16 protein-coding genes are annotated in these 18,779 nt (G+C 63.9%); 6 read left to right on the top strand and 10 right to left on the bottom strand.

Annotated elements, in window-relative coordinates:
• The first annotated feature begins 263 nt into the window (after window positions 1-263).
• Entirely contained in the window at window positions 264-1,970 is a 1,707-nt protein-coding gene (locus AC3DEZ_RS15165; protein WP_488388952.1) for a diguanylate cyclase, read from the top strand.
• Here the strand turns inward: AC3DEZ_RS15165 and AC3DEZ_RS15170 are convergent.
• From AC3DEZ_RS15170 to AC3DEZ_RS15200, 7 genes are all read right to left on the bottom strand, one after another.
• On the bottom strand, window positions 1,961-3,328 hold the full coding sequence (locus tag AC3DEZ_RS15170; RefSeq protein WP_488388953.1) for a leucyl aminopeptidase family protein: 1,368 nt from the start codon (window positions 3,326-3,328) through the stop codon (window positions 1,961-1,963). The genes AC3DEZ_RS15165 and AC3DEZ_RS15170 overlap by 10 nt on opposite strands.
• Window positions 3,325-4,062 (bottom strand): HAD family hydrolase, encoded by a 738-nt coding sequence (locus AC3DEZ_RS15175; protein WP_488388954.1) that lies wholly within the window; start codon window positions 4,060-4,062, stop codon window positions 3,325-3,327. Before AC3DEZ_RS15175 ends, AC3DEZ_RS15170 begins: the two co-directional genes overlap by 4 nt.
• Before the next feature lie 193 nt (window positions 4,063-4,255).
• The gene (locus AC3DEZ_RS15180) at window positions 4,256-5,356 is read right to left on the bottom strand and encodes an AI-2E family transporter (protein ID WP_488388955.1); all 1,101 of its coding nucleotides are present in this window, start codon (window positions 5,354-5,356) and stop codon (window positions 4,256-4,258) included.
• A 345-nt stretch (window positions 5,357-5,701) separates the two neighbouring features.
• Window positions 5,702-6,154 (bottom strand): protein sip-5, encoded by a 453-nt coding sequence (locus AC3DEZ_RS15185; protein WP_488388956.1) that lies wholly within the window; start codon window positions 6,152-6,154, stop codon window positions 5,702-5,704.
• Window positions 6,151-6,624 (bottom strand): phage holin family protein, encoded by a 474-nt coding sequence (locus tag AC3DEZ_RS15190; RefSeq protein ID WP_488388957.1) that lies wholly within the window; start codon window positions 6,622-6,624, stop codon window positions 6,151-6,153. Before AC3DEZ_RS15190 ends, AC3DEZ_RS15185 begins: the two co-directional genes overlap by 4 nt.
• An 8-nt stretch (window positions 6,625-6,632) precedes the next feature.
• Window positions 6,633-6,998 (bottom strand): hypothetical protein, encoded by a 366-nt coding sequence (locus AC3DEZ_RS15195; protein ID WP_141454151.1) that lies wholly within the window; start codon window positions 6,996-6,998, stop codon window positions 6,633-6,635.
• A gap of 266 nt (window positions 6,999-7,264) precedes the next feature.
• On the bottom strand, window positions 7,265-8,722 hold the full coding sequence (locus tag AC3DEZ_RS15200; RefSeq protein ID WP_488389007.1) for a Do family serine endopeptidase: 1,458 nt from the start codon (window positions 8,720-8,722) through the stop codon (window positions 7,265-7,267).
• Window positions 8,723-9,258: 536 nt separating this feature from the next.
• Here AC3DEZ_RS15200 and AC3DEZ_RS15205 point away from each other — a divergent pair.
• From AC3DEZ_RS15205 to AC3DEZ_RS15220, 4 genes are all read left to right on the top strand, one after another.
• Window positions 9,259-11,412, top strand: a complete 2,154-nt coding sequence (locus AC3DEZ_RS15205) for an adenosylcobalamin-dependent ribonucleoside-diphosphate reductase (protein ID WP_488388958.1) — start codon at window positions 9,259-9,261, stop codon at window positions 11,410-11,412.
• Window positions 11,413-11,857: 445 nt separating this feature from the next.
• The gene (locus tag AC3DEZ_RS15210) at window positions 11,858-12,457 is read left to right on the top strand and encodes a hypothetical protein (protein WP_488388959.1); all 600 of its coding nucleotides are present in this window, start codon (window positions 11,858-11,860) and stop codon (window positions 12,455-12,457) included.
• A 120-nt stretch (window positions 12,458-12,577) separates the two neighbouring features.
• Window positions 12,578-13,438 carry a TSCPD domain-containing protein gene (locus tag AC3DEZ_RS15215; RefSeq protein WP_488388960.1) on the top strand — a complete coding sequence of 287 codons (861 nt, stop codon included), beginning with the start codon at window positions 12,578-12,580 and terminating at the stop codon, window positions 13,436-13,438.
• 29 nt (window positions 13,439-13,467) lie between these two features.
• Window positions 13,468-14,931 (top strand): hypothetical protein, encoded by a 1,464-nt coding sequence (locus AC3DEZ_RS15220; RefSeq protein ID WP_488388961.1) that lies wholly within the window; start codon window positions 13,468-13,470, stop codon window positions 14,929-14,931.
• A gap of 487 nt (window positions 14,932-15,418) precedes the next feature.
• Here the strand turns inward: AC3DEZ_RS15220 and AC3DEZ_RS15225 are convergent, their stop codons facing one another.
• Window positions 15,419-15,682, bottom strand: coding sequence for an XAC0095 family protein (locus tag AC3DEZ_RS15225; protein WP_488388962.1), 264 nt, complete (start codon window positions 15,680-15,682; stop codon window positions 15,419-15,421).
• 435 nt (window positions 15,683-16,117) lie between these two features.
• Between AC3DEZ_RS15225 and AC3DEZ_RS15230 the strand changes: the two genes are divergently transcribed.
• Complete coding sequence (locus AC3DEZ_RS15230) at window positions 16,118-17,428, top strand: hypothetical protein (RefSeq protein ID WP_488388963.1); 1,311 nt, start codon at window positions 16,118-16,120, stop codon at window positions 17,426-17,428.
• A 16-nt stretch (window positions 17,429-17,444) separates the two neighbouring features.
• Here the strand turns inward: AC3DEZ_RS15230 and AC3DEZ_RS15235 are convergent, their stop codons facing one another.
• Window positions 17,445-17,621, bottom strand: a complete 177-nt coding sequence (locus AC3DEZ_RS15235) for a hypothetical protein (RefSeq protein WP_488388964.1) — start codon at window positions 17,619-17,621, stop codon at window positions 17,445-17,447.
• 38 nt (window positions 17,622-17,659) lie between these two features.
• Window positions 17,660-18,256, bottom strand: a complete 597-nt coding sequence (locus tag AC3DEZ_RS15240) for a DJ-1/PfpI family protein (protein ID WP_488388965.1) — start codon at window positions 18,254-18,256, stop codon at window positions 17,660-17,662.
• Between the last annotated feature and the right edge of the window lie 523 nt (window positions 18,257-18,779).

The following is an 18,779-nucleotide window of genomic DNA, read 5'->3' on the forward strand; positions in this document are numbered from 1 at the left end:
TCCACATTCGTCAGCGTACGTTCTCACGCCGATGGTGCTTGCCCATCCGCGCGATGCCGGTACCGGCGGTCCGCCGCGAAGCGCAATTCCGTCCCCCGCGACCTTTCGATCACGCATCGCGCGCGCCGCGCCATCCGATCATCAGCCGGGCCATCCCCTCGTCATGATGTGTCGCAGGTTCCATAACGGGGCCCGCGGGATTGTCGCATCCGGTTCCTGTGCTTAGGCTGGGGCCGCTTCCGAACCGGCATCGACGCATTCCCGTGAGACCACGCCAAGCCAACCGACTCGGCCTGTTCGCCGCCGCACTGATCTTCGTCGCCATCGGCGCGGGCGTGTTCTACGGGGCGCAGCGCTTCATTTCCGATGCCAATCGCGTCACCCATACCAATGAGGTGATCGCGCTGATCGGCGACATCGAATCGGCGGTGCACGACAGCGAATCGGCGCAGCGTGGCTACCTGCTCACCAACAATGTCAGCTATCTGGCCGATTACGGCCGCAGTCGCGACCAATTGCCCGACGCGCTCACGCGCCTCCAGGACATGGTCCGCGACAATTCCGAACAGAGCCGGCGGGCGGCGTCCTGGCGGATCGAGATCCTGCGCCGGCTGTCGCAGATGGAAGCCACCCTGGGCAACTACAAGCTCGGTGGCCTGGCCGCCGCCCAGCGCTCCATCAACCACGAAGTGCGCCAGGCCTCGGTGAACATCCATCGGCAGGCCGAGGAACTGGCCACCGCCGAACGCGAACTGCTCGCCCTGCGCGCGCGCTCCAGCCACGACAGCGCCAACCTGCTGCGCGGACTGGCGCTGCTGGGCATCCCGCTGGGACTGGCGGTGATCGGCCTGGTCTATTGGCTGCTGGTCGGCGAGATCCGTCGTCGCGCCAGCGCCGAGGCCGCCAGCAGCGATGCGCGCCGGCAACTGATGGTCACCATCGAGAAGCTGGAGGACCACAGCGCCGACCTGAATGAGCTCAGCCGCTACAGCGGCATGCTGCAGAGCTGCGTGCGCACCGAGGAGGCCATTCGGCTGGCGACCCAGCATTTCGCCCGCCTGCTGCCCGACGTGGGCGGCACGCTGTACCGCATCCGAGCCTCGCAGGACTATGCCGAGGAGGCCGCGCACTGGGGCGAGCACGCGCTGCACAGTGGCGCGATGTTCCCGCTTGAAGCCTGCTGGGCGTTGCGCCGCGGGCAGCCGCACGTGCATCGCGCCCATGCCGAGATGCTCGGCTGCACCCATCTGGTGGCGCCGGCCCTGCACGCCGCGCCGACCACCGCCTGCATCCCGCTGATCGCCCAGGGCACCCAGCTCGGCTTGCTGTACCTGTCCAGCCACGACGACGCGTTCCTGGCGCGCCAGGATCTGGTCGAAACCGCCGCCGAACAGCTGTCGATGGCACTGTCCAACCTGGAACTGCAGGAACGCCTGCGCATCCAGTCCATCCGCGAACCGCTGACCGGCCTGTTCAACCGCCGCTACCTGGAGGAATCACTGGCGCGCGAACTGGCGCGCTGCGAACGCCGCGGCCTGCCGCTGAGCGTGATGATGATGGACCTGGATCACTTCAAGGCGTTCAACGATCTGCACGGCCATGTCGGCGGCGACACCCTGCTGTCCGGTTTCGGCCAACTGCTGCTCAAGCTGGCGCGCGCCGAGGATATCGCCTGCCGCTACGGCGGCGAGGAGTTCACCCTGATCCTGCCGGAAGCCGATCTGGACACCGCGCGCGAACGCGCCGAGAACATCCGCGCGGCGGTGGGGGCGATGCGCATCCGTCACATGGGCCAGGAACTGCCCGCCGTCACCGTCTCGATAGGGATCGCCACCTATCCGCTCCACGGCCGCGACGGCGAACAGCTCGTGCGCGTGGCCGACGAGGCGCTGTATCGCGCCAAGCGAGGGGGCCGGGATCGGGTGGAAATGGCCGCCGAGTCGGGCGGCCCTCGGCTGCATCAGGCGTAGCGCGCCTTCAGCAGCGCATAGGCGCTGCGCAGCGCCAGCGCCTCGCCGCCGGCCGGACGACCGGGACGATCGTTGTCGTTCCACGCATACACATCCAGGTGCGCCCACTTCTGGGTGGCCGGCAGGAAGCGTTCCAGGTACAGCGCGGCGGTGACCGCGCCGGCCATGCGCGAACCGGCGTTGGCCAGATCCGCCACGTTGCTGGTCAGGTAGCGCAGGTAGGGACGCCACAGCGGCATCCGCCAGACCGGATCGCGCATGCGATCGCCGGCGGCGATCCAGTCGTTGGCCAGCGCGTCGTCATTGGCGAACAGCGCCGGCAGATCCGGACCCAGCGCGATCCGCGCCGCGCCGGTCAGGGTGGCGAAGTCCAGCACGATCTCCGGCGACTGCTCGCCCGCGTAGGTGAGCGCGTCGCACAGGATCACCCGGCCCTCGGCGTCGGTGTTGTCGATCTCCACGCTGATGCCCTTGCGGGTGGCGATGATTTCGCCCGGACGGAACGCGTCGGGGCCGATGCTGTTCTCCACCGCCGGCACCAGCAGGGTCAGGCGCACCGGCAATCGCCGCGCCATCACCAGTCCGGCCAGCGCCAGCGCGTGCGCCGCGCCGCCCATGTCCTTCTTCATGTTGCGCATGCCGTCGGCCGGCTTGATGTCCAGGCCACCCGTGTCGAAGCACACGCCCTTGCCGACCAGCGCCACGTGCGGATGCGCGGGATCGCCCCATTGCAGCGCGATCAGGCGGGGCGCGCGATGCGAGGCGCGGCCGACCGCGTGGATGGCGGGGAAGTTCTGGGCCAGCAGCTGATCGCCGGCGATGACCTCGATGCCGGCGCCGTGCGCCTCGGCGATCGCGCGGGCGGCGGCTTCCAGTTCGTCCGGACCCATGTGCTCGGTCGGTGTGTTGACCCAGTCGCGTACGCGCAGGCTGGCGGTCAGCAGATCCGCGGCCTCGGCATCGATCGCGTCCAGCACCAGCCGCGCCGGTGCGCGCGAGGGCGTCTTGTAGCGGCTGAAACGGTAGCTGCCGAGGCCCCAGCCCAGTTGCAGCGCGGCGCGTGCATCCGCATCCATTTCATGGGTGACCTGCCAGTCGCCCACGGGCAGCGCGAACGGTGCGTGCGCATAGCTGTAGGGATCCAGCGGATCGCCCACACCGATCACCGCGCCGGCCAGGCCGTCGTCGCCGGGCAGCAACGCCAGTGAGCCCGGCGCGGCGGTGTAATTCTGCGCTTCCAGCCACGCGCGCACGGCGCCGGGCTGGGCGTCACGCCAGCTTTCCCAGCCACCGCGCTTGACGATATGCAGGGGACGGGCCCGGGAGGCGTCCTGGGTGAAGCCGGGGGAAAGGTTCATGCGCGGGCATGCTCCGTGGCGAAATCGGGATGGGCATCCAGCCAGTTGGCCAGTGCGGTGAGGGTGGCGAATTCCAGATCCGGCAGCGGATCCGGATGCGGCCAGCCGGCGAGGTGATCGACGTGATCCACCCGGTTGAGCCAGCAGGTGCGCAGGCCGGCGCGCGCGGCGCCGACCACGTCCATATCGATGTGATCGCCCACGTGCAGCACCTGCGCGGGCGGCAGGCCCAGGCGATCGCAGGCGGCGTGGAAGATGCCCGGTTCCGGTTTGGCCGAACCATGCTCGCGCGCGCCCAACTGGAACACGAAATGCCGGGCCAGCCCGATCCGCTCCAGATCGGCGTTGCCGTTGGTGACGGCCGCCACCGGAACCCGCGCGGCGATGCGCAGCAGGGCGTCGATGGCATCGGGATAGCACTCGACCTGGTTGCGGGCGGCGTAGAACACTTCGTAGGCCGGTTCCAGCAATGCCGGATCCGCACCGCTGTCGCGCAGGGCCTGCTGCAGGGTCAGCCGGCGCAGCGCGCTGAGATCGTGGATCAGTTCCGGGTGCTCGGCGAAGACCCGCTCGCGCAGGGCGCGCATGCGTTCGATCGGGAACAACTCGGCGGTGCGCGGGCTGTGTTCGATCATCCAGTCGTGCAGCACCCGTTCGATGCGTGCGCCGATGGGGGCGAACGGCCAGAGGGTGTCGTCGAGGTCGAGGGTGATGGCGCGGATGGGGAAGCTCACGGGGGTGATTTTACCTTGCCACGCTTCCAGCCGCCGAAAACGCTTACTTCCACCTTGTGGGAGCGACTTGTGGGAGCGACGTGAGTCGCGATACCCGACCATCGCCAGGAAAGCGACGGACGGAGTGTGGCCGGTTCCGCGCCAAAAGCTCGCGACTGACGTCGCTCCCACAGGTTGGGAGGCCGGGAGCGGATCACTCCAGCAACCGCGCCCACCCCTCCATCCCCTCCACCCGCGCCAGCACCAACTTCACGCACACCAGCAACGGCACCGCCAGCAACAGGCCAATCATTCCCCACGCCCACCCGAACAGCATCAACGCCAGGATCAGCACCAACGGCGACAACGCCATTCTCCGTCCCAGGATGATCGGCGTGACGATCTGTCCCTCCAGCGTATGCAGCACCAGGTAGATGCCGGCCGGCAGCAGCGTATACAGGGGTTCGTCGAAGGTGATGAAGCCGACCAACAACATCATCATCACCCCGATCAACGGACCGACATACGGCGCGAAATTGAGCAGCGCCACTAGCGTGCCCCACAACATCGCATCGGTCAGCGGCATGTCCAGCAGGTACAGCGCCGTGCCGAAGACCAGGCCCACCACCGTGTTGATCACGCTGATGGTCAGCACGTAGCGCGAGACCTCGCGCTCGATGGAATGCAGGATGTCCACGGTGAACTTCTTCTGCTGGCGGCTCGGCAACAGCGCAATTGCCTGACGCTGCAGGTTCTCGCCGTAGACCATGAAGAAGAACGTCAGCAACACCACCGCCAGGATCGAGGCCACCAGCCGGGGCGTGGTGGTCAGCGCGCGGTAGGGATCGTCCTGCGCGGTGCGCACGATCTGCGGGCGCTTGCCGGTTTCACCGCCGGCGGCGCGGGCGAAATTCTCGGCGGCGCGGTTGGCTTCCTGCACCGGCTTGGTCCATTCGCGCAACTTCGGCGCCAGCTGGCGCAGCTCGCGCGGCGCTTCGCGGAACCACACCGAGGCCGGTTGCCAGAGCTGCACGCCCAGCGTGCCCGCGCCGGCCAGGCCGCCGAGCAGCACGAGCAGCGCGGCCAGGAATCGCGGCAGATACAGCCGGCGCAGCAGGCGGATGATCGGATTGCCGACCAGCGCGAAGAACGCGGCCAGCAGCACCGGCAGCACCACGTCCTGCGCCGCCCACAGGGTGAACCCGACCGCCAGCGTCGCCAGCACCACCAGCGCGATCGGCGCGCGCGCGCGGGGCGGCAGCGGTGTGGGTTCGGGGGAAGCGGCGGGGATATCGCCAGCGGGCGAAAGGGCCATCGGGACGCTCCGGAAACGGAGTCCGATTATGCCGCTCCGGACCGGTTTCGCACGGTCGGCGCGGCGATCGGACGGGTGCCGGCAGGCGTCATCGTCGTGGCGTGAAGACGAAGCGGGCTTCATTCACGCCGAATCGACGTGCACCCGGCGACACAAGCTGCCCCCTTCGAAAAAGGGGGGCGCCGCAGGCGACCGGGGGAACTGCTTTGCGCGGAAGAGCAAATCCCCCTCGGTCCCCCTTCTCCGAAGGGGGAGGCAAAGCAAACTCCGGAGGGCGGCAACAGCAACGGTAAAGAAAGAAATCAGGGCGTGCGGGGATTCATCGACCGCGCGACCCTCGCAGGCCTAGCGCTCCGACATCTCCGTGGCCGCTTCGGCAGGCATGGGTTGGCGAAGGGGAAGCGCTTCCTCGTCGAAGGCTTTATCCACCAGCGGCTCTTCCGGCGGATAGGCGGATGCCGCCGGCGCTCCGCCGGCTTCCTGCTCTTCCTGCACCGCCTGCGCGGTGTCGGCGGCTTCGCTGGCCTGATCGGCGGCGGTGGCCGCCTGCACGGTGGCGAACAGGCTGCTCAGCGAGCCCACCATCTGCAACCAGCGCGCACCGTTCATCGAGCGCAGCGGCTCGGCGCGGCCGGCCAGGAAACCGCTGACCAGCCCGGCGATCACGATGCGTCCCGGCGTCCAACTGTCGCGCCAGACCTGGCTCAGCGTGCGCCAGTGCGCCTGGGTCTGGGTGGCCCGGCCTTCCACCAATTGTTCCGCGCGCTGCACGCGATGCCGCAGGCGTTCGAACTTCATCGCGGCGCTCCCGGGCCGTCCTCGCCCTCCGGATCCGGCGCGTCCTCGTCGAACAGCCCTAGTCGCTGCAATTGCCGGCGGGTGGCATGCAGGCCGGTGTCATCGAAATAGCGTCCCACCTTCCACGCCGCCAGCACGGTCACGCCGACACTGACCAGCGCGGTGACCGACAGCGATTGCAGCCACGACCAGCCCAGCCGCTGCAGCAACGCGATCAACGCACCCGCGCACAACAGCCATGCCGAGGCGCCGAACACGATCGCCACGCCGGCCCAGGCCAGCGCGCGGCCGAACGCGCTGCGCGCCAGCGCCAGGTCCGCCGACACCAGCCGGCGCAGCGCGCGACCGGTGTCGCCGGCCGACGCCAGCGCCGCTTTGCCGGCCGCGCCGACCTCGCGCAGGCTGTCGTCCAGCCCCGGCTTCGCGGCTCGGGGTGCTTCGGTGTCGGCCGATTCCGGCGTAGCGCTCACGCGGCGGCTTACTTGTCGCCGCTGCGCGCCAGCTTGGCGATGATCCAGCCGGCGGCGAAGGCCACGCCGAACGAGGCCAGCGGACGCTCGCGGATCAGGTCGGCGGCGCTGTCGATCAGATCACGGCCCTTGTCCATCAGCGCGTCCACCTGTTCGCGGGCGGCGGCGCCGCCCACTTCGGCGGCGGCGATGCCGGCCAGCGCGCTGTCGGCCAACTCGGACTTCACGTTGGCCTTGCCCAGTTTCAGCTCGTCGCCCGCGGCGCCGGCTGCGCCCTTGATCGCCTCGCCGGCGGCGGATGCGGCCGACTTCAGGTGCGAACCGGCCTCGCCCAGATTGCTCTTCATCGCATCGGTAGCGGTGGGATTGCTCATCGTCGTCTCCAGCAGTGAGGGATTGCCGCTCCACTCTATAGCAGGTGGGCATGAATGGGCTGTTATGTGATCGGGTGGGGGGCTTTGTGCAAATCCTTGTCCCCAAAAGCAAATCCCCCTCAGTCCCCCGTTCTCAAAGGGGAGGCCAAAAGGGGGATCCGGCGGAGATGAAACACACCGAAGCATCCCCCTTTGCAGCGCTTCTCAACAGCCGAATGGCTGGTCAAAAGGGGGGCAGGGGGGATTTGCTCTTGCTTCTGCTCCGCTTACTGCATCAGCAGATTGCCGGAGCTGCGCCCACGCAGAATCTGCAACACCAGTTGCTGCGGCTTGCGATCAAAGCTGGCGCGGAAACTCGCCAGGTCGGCGAAATCGCCGCTGCTGCCGCCCACCACCAGATCGCCCGGACGCAGGCCACTGTTCCAGGCGCGACTGCCGCGGGCCACGTTGGCCACCTGCAGGCCGCCACCGGCGCCCATGCTGCGCAGCTGCTGGCGCGAGCCTTCGTCCAGATCCTTGAAGGTCGCCCCGGTCAGGCGCGGATCCACCGTCGCGCCATCCAGCGAACGCAAGCCCTCCTTCAACGTCGCCGTCAGCTGCAACGGCTTGCCGTCGCGACGCACGTCCAGGCTGATCCGGCTGCCCACGTCCTGCAGGCCCTCGAAGTTGTGCAGCGACGGCGCGTTGTCGATGCGCTGGCCGTTGGCGGCCAGCACCACGTCGCCGGACTGCAGGCCGGCGGCGGCGGCGGCCGAACCCGGATACACCCGGGTCACCAGCGCGCCGCGCGGGTTCTCCAGGCCCAGGCCCTTGGCCAGGCGCTCGTCCACGTTCTGGGTTTCGACACCCAGGGTGCCGCGCTTGACCACGCCGTTGTTGGCGATCAGCTGATCCTTGATGTTGCGCGCCAGGTTGATCGGAATCGCGAAGCCCAGGCCGATGTTGCCGGCCATGCTGCCGCGCGGGTTGAAGCTGGCGGTGTTGATGCCCACCAGTTGGCCCTGCAGGTTGACCAGCGGGCCGCCGGAGTTGCCCGGGTTGATGGAGGCGTCGGTCTGGATGAAGTTCTGGAAGCCGGCCATCGGAATGCCGCTGCGGCCCACCGCCGAGACGATGCCCGAGGTCACGGTCTGGCCCAGCCCGTAGGGATTGCCCATCGCCACCACGAAGTCGCCGACCTGCAACTGGTCGCTGTTGGCCATCGGGATGGCGGTCAGGTTGTTGGCCTGGATGCGGATGACGGCCACGTCGGTATCCGGATCCGAACCCAGGAACTCGGCTTCCATGGTGCGGCCGTCGCTGAGGGTCACCGACACCCCGTCGGAATTCTCGATGACGTGGTGGTTGGTCAGGATCAGGCCCTGCTGGGCATCGATGATCACGCCCGAGCCCAGCGCGCGCTCGACGCGCTCGCGCGGCATGTCGGGGATGCCGAAGATGCGGCGGAAGAACGGGTCGTCGGCGAACGGGCCGAGCGGGCTGGCCACCCGCACGGTCTGGCGGCTGTACACGCTGACCACCGCCGGGGTGACCTGCTTGAGCATCGGCGCCAGCGACGGCACCGGCTGGCCCCCGACTGCGGCCGGCAGGGTCGCGGCGGCGGGGATGGCGGCCGCGGGCATCGCCTGCGCGGGCTGCTGGAAGGTTTCGTGGAGGGCCGTGGCGGCGAATCCGCCAAAGGCGGCGGCGGCGGACAGGGCCAGCAGGGTGGGGAGCGGTCGGATCGGTCGCATCGGTCGTATCGCGGCAGGTCGTGGGAGTCTGGGACTTCGGATGGCGGCGCCTGGCGAGGCTTGCAAGGGGCGCTGCCGCATCCTGAACGAGTGTGCGCATCGACCGCTAAACCCGCAATGAAGTTCCACGCGAGGACTGTCGGCGGTTTCACCGGATCACCCCGGATTGTCATGAAAAAAAGCGCATCAATCCGATTGACAGACCCCCCACCGGGGGGTAGCTTGGCTACCTCGTGCCGCCACTACATATAGCGGTCTGGTGCGAAAGCGGCCCAAGCACTGGTGTTTTTGCTTGACAAAGGAAGGCTCCCCGGGGAGGGGCGCCAAAGCGACGGAAGGGTGTGAGAAAACTAGCGTGAGCCTACGTGAGCACGTTTCCCGCAATCCCGCCAACACACTCCGGCAACCTGCGCCGCGCATGATGGAGCGCCGCGCGCGGGCCGGTCGTCGCCGTCATCCGGGCACGCCGCGGTAACACCACAACTAGAAAAAGAACCCGGTTCAGGAACCAAGGAGAACGACACAACATGAGCACGGTGCGCCTCGAGGCGGTCAAGACAGCGGCAACCGGGACCGAGATCCCCATGCAGCCGGCGTCCCAGGACATCTGGGACAAGAAGTACCGGTTGAAGACCAAGCAGGGCGAAGCCCTGGACGCCGACATCGACGGTACCTACCAGCGCGTGGCCCGTGCCCTGGCCGACGCCGAAAGCACCAACGAGAAGCGCGCCTACTGGTACGAGCGTTTCGTGTGGGCGCTGCGCCGCGGGGCCATTCCCGCCGGCCGCATCACCTCCAACGCCGGCGCCCAGCAGCACAAGCCGGCCACCAGCACCATCAACTGCACCGTGTCCGGCACCATCGAGGACTCGATGGACGGCATCCTGGACAAGGTCCACGAAGCAGGCCTCACCCTCAAGGCCGGCTGCGGCATCGGTTACGAGTTCTCCACGTTGCGTCCGCGCGGCGCGTTCGTCGCGGGCGCCGGCGCCTACACCTCCGGTCCGATGTCCTTCATGGATATCTACGACAAGATGTGCTTCACCGTGTCCTCGGCCGGTGGCCGTCGCGGCGCCCAGATGGGCACCTTCGACGTCTCCCACCCGGACGTGAAGGACTTCATCCGCGCCAAGCGCGAAGACGGCCGCCTGCGCCAGTTCAACCTGTCGCTGCTGATCACCGACGGCTTCATGGACGCGGTCAACAACGACGGCGACTGGCCGCTGGTGTTCCCGGTCAACATCAAGGAAAAGGGCGACCTGGACCTGGAAGACGCCAACCAGGTGGTCTGGCGCGACTGGCCGACCCACAAGAACTACGTGGTCCGCGACGACGGCCTGGTCGCCTGCAAGATCTACGGCCACATCCGCGCCCGCCATCTGTGGGACATGATCATGGTCTCGACGTATGACTACGCCGAGCCGGGCTTCATCCTGATCGACCGCGTCAACGAGATGAACAACAACTGGTGGTGCGAGACCATCCGCGCCACCAACCCGTGCGGCGAGCAGCCGTTGCCGCCCTACGGCGCCTGCCTGCTGGGCTCGGTCAACCTGACCACGTTCGTGCGCGATCCCTTCACCGACCAGGCGCGTTTCGACTGGGAGGAATACAAGGAAGTCGTGCGCGTGTTCACCCGCATGCTCGACAATGTGGTGGAAGTGAACGGCCTGCCGCTGGAACAGCAGCGCGCCGAAATCCTGCGCAAGCGCCGCCACGGCATGGGCTTCCTGGGCCTGGGCTCCACCCTGACCATGCTCAAGCACAAGTACGGCAGCCCGGAATCCTGCGAGTTCACCGAGTCCATCGCCCGCGAAATGGCCGTGGCCGGCTGGGAAATGGGCCTGGCCCTGGCGAAGGAAAAGGGCGCCGCGCCGATCATGGAAGAGCTGTTCACCGTCACCGCCGAGATGCTGCGCAAGCGTCCGGAAATGGCGAAGGACGGCTGGAAGGCCGGCCAGGAAATCCCCGGCAAGGTCCTGCACGCCAAGTACAGCCGCTACATGCAGCGCGTGGCCTCGGTCGCGCCGGATCTGGTCGATGAACTGGCCGAGGTGGGCAGCCGCTTCACCCACCACAGCTCCATCGCCCCCACCGGCACCATCAGCCTGTCGCTGGCCAACAACGCTTCCAACGGCATCGAGCCCTCGTTCGCGCACCACTACAGCCGCAACGTGATCCGCGAAGGCAAGAAGTCCAAGGAAAAGGTGGACGTCTACTCCTACGAGCTGCTGGCCTACCGCGAACTGGTCAATCCCAAGGCCATGCCGTTCAGCGACGAAGCCGACGCCAGGCTGCCGGAATACTTCATCGCCGCCGACGACATCTCGCCCAAGGAACACGTGGACGTGCAGGCCGCCGCGCAGAAGTGGGTGGACAGCTCCATCTCCAAGACCGCCAACGTTCCCACGGACTACCCCTACGAGGAGTTCAAGGACATCTACCGCTACGCCCACCAGCAGGGTCTGAAGGGCTGCACCACCTTCCGCTTCAACCCCGCCGCCTTCCAGGGCGTGCTGGTCAAGGAAGCGGACCTGGAAAACACCACCTACCGCTTCGAGCTGGATGACGGCAGCGTGGTGGAGGTCAAGGGCAACGAGCAGATCGAATACGACGGCGAAATGCACACCGCCGCCAACCTGTTCGACGCGCTCAAGGAAGGCTACTACGGCAAGTTCTGACGGCCGATGGCGCGCGCTGCCCCGGCAGCCGCGCCAACCCGAAAGAACCCCGCCACACAGCAATCGAACTAAGTCTCCTCTCCCGCCTGCGGGAGAGGATGCCCGAAGGGCAGGAGAGGGGGGCGAGCAAAGCGAGCTGCTCCTAGCCGACAAACCAACCGAAAGTCTCCTCTCCCGCGTGCGGGAGAGGACGCCCGAAGGGCAGGAGAGGGGGGCGAGCGCAGCGAGCTGCTCCTAGCCGACAAACCAACCGAAAGTCCCCTCTCCCGCGTGCGGGAGAGGACGCCCGAAGGGCAGGAGAGGGGGGCGAGCGCAGCGAGCTGCTCTTGCTTTTCAACCACCCGCCCAGCAAGGCAAAAACCACAGGCCCCAGCCACGCTGCAAAACCGCGAAGCTGGGTATAGCATCGGCGACGTAATCCGACAGAACGCCCACAGGAGGGCACATGAGCAACGGTAATGGTGTCACGGCGACGCTCTCCGACGCCGCCGAGACTGTGAAGGAAAAGGCGATGGAAATCGGCGGCGCGGTCGCCTCCTCCGCCAGCGCCACCGTCGCCAAGGCGAAGAAGGCCGCCAAGAAGGCGGAAAAGACCGTCAAGGCCGACCTCGCCAAGGCCAAGAAGGCCGTCGCCAAACGCACCAGCAAGGCCAGCAAGGCGGTGAAGAAAACCGTCGCCAAGGCCAAGAAGAAACTGGCCGCCGCCAGCGCCAGCGCCAAGAAGGAAGCCGCAGCGCTCAAGCGCAAGGCCACCGGCGCCAAGAAGAAGGCGGCCAAGAAGGTGGCGGCCGCGCGCCGCACCGCCAAGAAGGATGTCGCCAAGGTCAAGGGCACGGTGAAGCGTGACGTGACCGCGGCCAAGCGCAAGGTCGCCAAGAAGGCGACGACCGCCCGCAAGGCGGTGAAGAAAGCCGTGAAGAAAGCCACGGCCAAAAAGGCAGCACCGAAGAAAGCGGCACCCAAGAAGGCGGCCAGGAAAGCCGTCCGCAAAGCAGCCCCGAGAAAGACCGTGAAGAAAGCCGCCAGAAAGGCGGCCAGGAAGTAACCCGCGGCACCCGCCTTCCCCTCTCCCCTCGCCGGGGAGAGGGGACAGGCTTCAGGGCACCACCGCCCGGAAGGCGGTCCCCTCATCACTTAGCACAACGACACAACAGGATTTCCCGCCATGGCCGTCAAGATCGACAAGAAAATCAAGGGTTACAGCGTCCTCACCCCGGAAGACAAGGCGCGCGAAGCAGCGCCCCCGGTGCAGGCCGAGTCGATCTCCCGCGCCAAGGCCGAGGCCGAACTGCCCAAGGCCGACATCATCCACATGCACGAGCGCATCGAGCGCCCGGAAGTGCTGGTCGGCAGCACCTACAAGATCAAGTCGCCGCTGGTGGAACACGCCATGTACGTGACCATCAACGACATCGTGCTCAACGCCGGCACCGAACACGAACTGCGCCGCCCCTTCGAAATCTTCATCAACAGCAAGTCGATGGAGCATTTCCAGTGGATCGTCGCGCTCACCCGCATCATGTCCGCCGTGTTCCGCAAGGGCGGCGACGTCACTTTCCTGGTCGATGAAATGAAGGCCGTGTTCGATCCGCGTGGCGGCTACTTCAAGGCCGGCGGCGTCTACATGCCGTCCCTGGTCGCCGAACTGGGCGCCATCGTCGAAGAACACATGAAGTCGATCGGCCTCATCCACGACCCGGAAATGAGCGACCACCAGCGCGCCATCCTGGCCGAAAAGCGCAAGCAGTACGAAGACCGCGCAAAAAAAAACTCTGAAGTAACCCCCCCGCCCATCCCTTCCCCCGCCCCCGCGGGGGAAGAGGCCCGCAGGGCAGAAGGGGGCGCTCTTAGCGCAACCCCTTCCAGCACCAACACCCCAGGCGCCTCCGAAGACATCGCCGTCACCGGCGACGGCGCCAGCTTCCCGCCCTCCGCCACCCTCTGCCACAAGTGCAGCACCAAGGCGCTCGTCATCATGGACGGCTGCGCGACGTGCTTGAACTGTGGGTATTCGAAGTGCGGGTGAGGAAGTAGCTTTCATTCAAGGAGTTGCATATGTCTCGATGGACTGAGCAGGCAAAAAACAACCCAATCCGCGCAAATCTAGAGGCACTGAAATCCTCGCTCAAGACTGTCGACTTGAGTGAGGATGCAGCTGTGCAAGACTTCGAGGAATTGGCCAGGTTGAAGAAGGTCATCTCCTATACAGACGCAATGCTGGATGCAACCGATCCAGAACTCATCCCTTTGGGAAAATGGGATGAGGCAAATCCGCACGTTGCAGCATGTTCGAATGAAGTATTGAACTACGTTTCAAGTCGAAATGTAGGCCATCTGACACAAGCCAATCACTACGCTGATAACATACTTCTGGCCGTAAAGCCGATTGTTGCCGCTTCAGGACGTTCTTCCCGAGCCCTCAGCGATGCGGCCAAAGAGTATTCGGAAACTCTGACAAGGTTCTTCGAAATCTATAAAAAGAACGCTACGGAAGCCCTCTCCGAAATTCGAACACTGAAGAAGGATGTGCTAGAAAGCGAGCGAATCGTTGCAGAGGCAAGACAGCAGATCGTTTCGGTAAAAGTTGAGATAGTTGGTGACGGACAGGAGCGCGTGGGAATTGTTGGTGAGTTGCGTGAGCAGTCCGAAGATATAGAGGACAGCCACGAAAAAATTACAGAGTTCTACAACGATTTGCTGGCGGACGGTGAAGAGCAAGAATCTAAGAAAAGCAAAGTTGAATTTGCTATTTCTGCGATTTCAGAAGAGGCCGAGAAAGCGAAGAGCATAGTGTCGAGATCATCCGAACTCGTGAAGGGCTTCGAGGCGTTCTACGAGAAGGTTTTCGGGAAACAAGATGGCGAGGGTGAGGGGAGGACGGGTGGTCAGTCTGGGGAACTGAACGCCATGATGTCCCGAATGACTGAATTTGAGAGCAATCAGAAGGTGCGCTACAACGCGCTCAATACCCAAATTGAGAGCCTCCTTCCGGGCGCAACAAGCGCTGGCTTGGCAAGCGCCTATCGTGAGATGAAGGAGTCATTTTCCGCGCCAATTCGATTCTCCGGTGGAGTGTTTTATGCAGCCATCGCCGTTCTAATTCTCGGTTCCATTATCATGGCGGTTGACAGCTTTAGTTGGTCTGAAGGTATCCGGTTTAAGGAACTGGGGGATTGGCAGTCTGTATTGCGAAGTCTTGCTTACAAGCTCCCATTTTATGGGCCTGCGGTCTGGCTTACTTACTATGCTAGTAAGCGTCGAAGTGAGTATCAGAGACTTCAGCAAGAGTACGCTCATAAAGAAGCACTCGCGAAGTCATACGACAGCTACAAGAAGCAGATTGAAGAACTCGATCTTCCAGACAACGAAATGCTGATAGCGCTTCTCAATCGTGCGATTGATGCGATTTCGCACAACGCATCACAAACTCTTGATGGACGGCATGGGGATAAGATGCCTCTTCAAGAAGCGTTGGATAAGATCTTGGATGCAGCCGCAAAAAAGGTGGGAGCTGGCTAGTCGCTCGACGGCCTGGGTTCCAGCATTGAAGGAGAGACATTCCCGCTAGATCACATTCCAGCAATCGGAGCTGATTGCTGTGATCTGCGTGGTAGAGGCGATGACATCCTGAACGTGTCAGGGTTAAGGGGAAATATGCGCACTCGAACGCTGCTACTCAGCCTGTTGCTGCTTGCCTGTGTTGGCTCAGCAGATGCTGATATGTTTACGCCGTCTCATTCATGTACAAAGCCATATAAGCCCTACCAATTTAAGGACGAATGGGAGCTTCGGAATTTTCGAAATGAAGTTGAAGACTACAAGATCTGTATCAATGATTTTGTAGAAGAACAAAACGAGGCTATTCGACGCCATGAGGATGCTGCTCAGGAGGCGATTGATGAGTGGAATAGTTTTGTTAGATACGAGATGAACTAGTGCGACGCTAACTAGATTTTTAAGTCAGATGGATGTTAAGAACGCGGGCGCCGGCTGCCCGCGTTTTTTGTTACGCGTTGCTGACGGCTTCTTCCGCTTCTTCCTCGTGTTCGCCGTAGTGATAGCGCAGGGATTCCAGCATGTCGTTGACGTCCTGGGCCATGTAGGCGAAGCAGTCGCTCAGGGCCTGCAGGGAAATCGGCAGGCGGAGATGTTCATCCGAGCGGAAGCGCGGGTTGGCGAGGGTGGACAGCATGGTGAGGTGTTCACGCAGCTGGATCATGCTCAGCTGTGTCTCTTCTTCCAACAGATAGACCATACGGGGATTGCTCATGGGATCTCCTTTCCTTGTCGGGAAACCCGGCACGCAGGATTGCGGCCGGGAGCCGGGAGGCAGAAAACCGCGTACAGTCGGTCGGGCTGATTCCCCTTTCGGGTGTTGTATTCGCCCCCTCCCGGCGAAGACGTAAGGTCGCCGGTTGTCATCCAGTGATGATGCAAAAGAAACCACCGGAGTGACGGAGGTGGTACCGCTGTACGGAGTTTTTCTGGACTCCTGAGGCCGGAGTCAGCCGACGGCGCCCTGCGGTGTCGACTAACTTTGAGCGGTCTTGCGCCAATGTTTCTGAACTCACTTGGCGCATAAGGTGCCTGCGCGATAGCTCATGAGCCGTTCTCTGAGTTCAGAGAGTGAACACGCTATGTCAATGATGTGTGTCTAGCTTTGTACGAGAATCAGGCTGACTTCCGTCAGATATCGGTGATTGCCTTGACCGCATACGAGGTGCGTGTGGGAAAGCGGTTAGCAGTTGCTCTTGCGTGGATTGGGCTGGTGGGACCAGCGTTCTCGCAGGAAACGTATGAGGATGGCATCCGGAGCGCCAAGGGAGGATATGACGCGGCACGAAACTCCCTGGGAATTGCTTACTACTGCTCTGATCGGGGATTTGTCGGCATTGAAAGCATCAGGAACGCGAAGGTGGTAGTCGCCTTGGCCGATGCGGACGACGTCGTGGACAAGCGCGATGGCGATGAGTGGGAGCGGCGTGGGCGTGCCGGCATGCTCATGCTGGGCGAAGACGGGAAACCGTTTGACCTGCGTGTCCACCCGATAGGTATACAGAAATGGTGTAAGCAGGCCGGAATTGATCTGAAGACGGCGGCTCTTCATTACCTCCACTCAGCCCAACAGGACTACAGGAGCGTACTCGCCCCTGAGTCGCGCGAGTCTCAGGCGGTGGCGCAGTTCAATACTTCCATCGAAAATTTGGAAGATGGAAAGGTTGATAGCGGAAGCATCGCCTTTTCCTCCCAGATCGCCGAGGCTTACGAAACATTGCTGGATGCTGAGGCGGAGCGCTTGCAGGCGTTGGCGGAGGAGCCGGACGTGGGTTTGCGTTCGTTGTTCCGGGCGTCCAGCGTCGCGGTTTTCTATACGGGGAATCCCGCCTATCTGGATTTGATGGAACGTTCACTAGTCGAGTTCGGCAGGCGTGGTACGACGCCGGTAGAACTGAACAGGCAGATGTATGAGGCGTACGTCAGGACCCGGCGGTTCGACGACGCTCGCGCCTTCGCGGCGCAAACGGCGCTGAATGACGTCATTCCCATCCCGCCCGTCACCCATGCGCTGACACTCGACCTGCAGAAACCGGCGTGGTTTCGCCAAGAGGATCATGGCGAAGGTCTGTTGCTCGAGAACCCGACGCTGGACCCGCAGTTGCAGGTGGTCGTGACCACGGGCGCCTTCTGCAATCCCTCGCATCGTGCACTCCGGGAGATACATCAGGACAAGGCACTCGCCGGGTTGCTGGCGCGGCATGCGCTGTGGGTCATGCCGGCTGACAGCACCATCCACAGCGCGGTGCTCAAGCAACTGACCACCGACTACCCGGAGTTCCGGTTCGGCATCGCCTACGGCAAACGGAACTGGCCGATGGTGGACAACTGGGCCACGCCCGTCTTCCATGTGTTCAAGGATGGACGCCTTGTTGATCAGGTGGTGGGCTGGCCGGAAGGTGGCCGTGCCGAGGTACTGCGCAAGGCGTTGTCGCGGGCGGGTGCTGTGCCAGACCTCTAGCGTTCATGAGGCCACTTCATGGTTCAAACGGAGCGCGACGAAAGAACACCCGCAGCACCGCCTTCATATCCAGGGCGTCCGATTGAACGCCGGGGGTGCTCGGATGGCAGCCCTCGAAGTCGATGCTCATCAGCACCGGCTTGCCCGATGTACTGGTCGCCTGTAGCTGGGTGGTCTTGGCCGAAGAGATCACCGGGAAATCGCAACAGCAAGAAACGTCCAGCTACTCGCCTAGGTGCGAGCGGCTTCCCCCGCCGCCGCATGTTCCGCCGCCAGCATGGTGTTGAACTGCCGCACCGTCTCTTCATCAATGCCCACCGCCCTGAAAACGCCGGCGGTAAAGCTGACCGGAGCCGATCCGGGTGCGGTGATGACGTGGGTGTCCGTCACCGCGGAGGCGCTAGCGACGAAATGACTTTGTCCCGTGTAGTTTTCAGCGTTGCGCGTCAGGAAGTTGGCGTCGTTGGAGGTATGCGCTCTTTCATTCAGCAGGCCGGCCCGCGCCAATGCCAGCGTGCCGCCGCAGATGCCCGCCACGGTAACGCCGCGTTGAAGCTGTTCCTTGAGCAGCGCACTGATATCAGGTGCCTGTTCGGATTCCCAGACGGTGCCGCCGACCACCACGATGGCGGCAGGAGTCCAGTCCGCCAATTCGGCCACGCTTCTCTCGACTTCAACCGTCAAGCCGCCCTGCGAGCGAAGCGTTCCGGCTTCCGGTGCGAAGAACGCCACATCCAAGCCATAGAACGGACCGCCGACGCCGGCGATGAAGGCATATTCCCAGTCCGCGAAACCGGGTGTCAGCACGAGCGCAACTTTCTGGGTCACTGTTTGCTTCCTCGAGGGGGCGCTTGTTCTCGGGAACAAGCGGATCGCTGATCATAGGGATCGCTGTGTCTAATAGCCAGGGAGAACAGTGTTTCAGGTACTGACTCGGTGCGCTCGCTCAAGATTTGTTGCGGGTACCCAGCTTTTTCTTCAGTCTCCGAATTTCGATGAAATTCATGATGGATACAAGAAAGGCTGCAGCCGAAACCATGCTCGAGAAGCTTGCGATACCCATGTATTTTCCTTCGGATCAAGAGTCGATATTCATTAAAGCGACCAGCCAATCAAGGCTGGCCGCCGAGTTCATACTCCGGGAAATTCATGAAGCCGCGTCAAAGGCGCCTGCAATGGCTCCCAATATACCGCCTGCAGCCGCTCCGATTGCCGCGCCAGCGGCTGTACCGACAGCGGGCGCAACGAAGGTGCCTATGACGGCTCCTGCGCCAGCTAGACCACCTTGGATCGCTCCGCCAACAACGGAAGAGGCTTCACGGGCGTCTCCACCAAATACAAATCCCATTTC

This window comes from Pseudoxanthomonas sp. 134C1 (genome assembly GCF_057773065.1).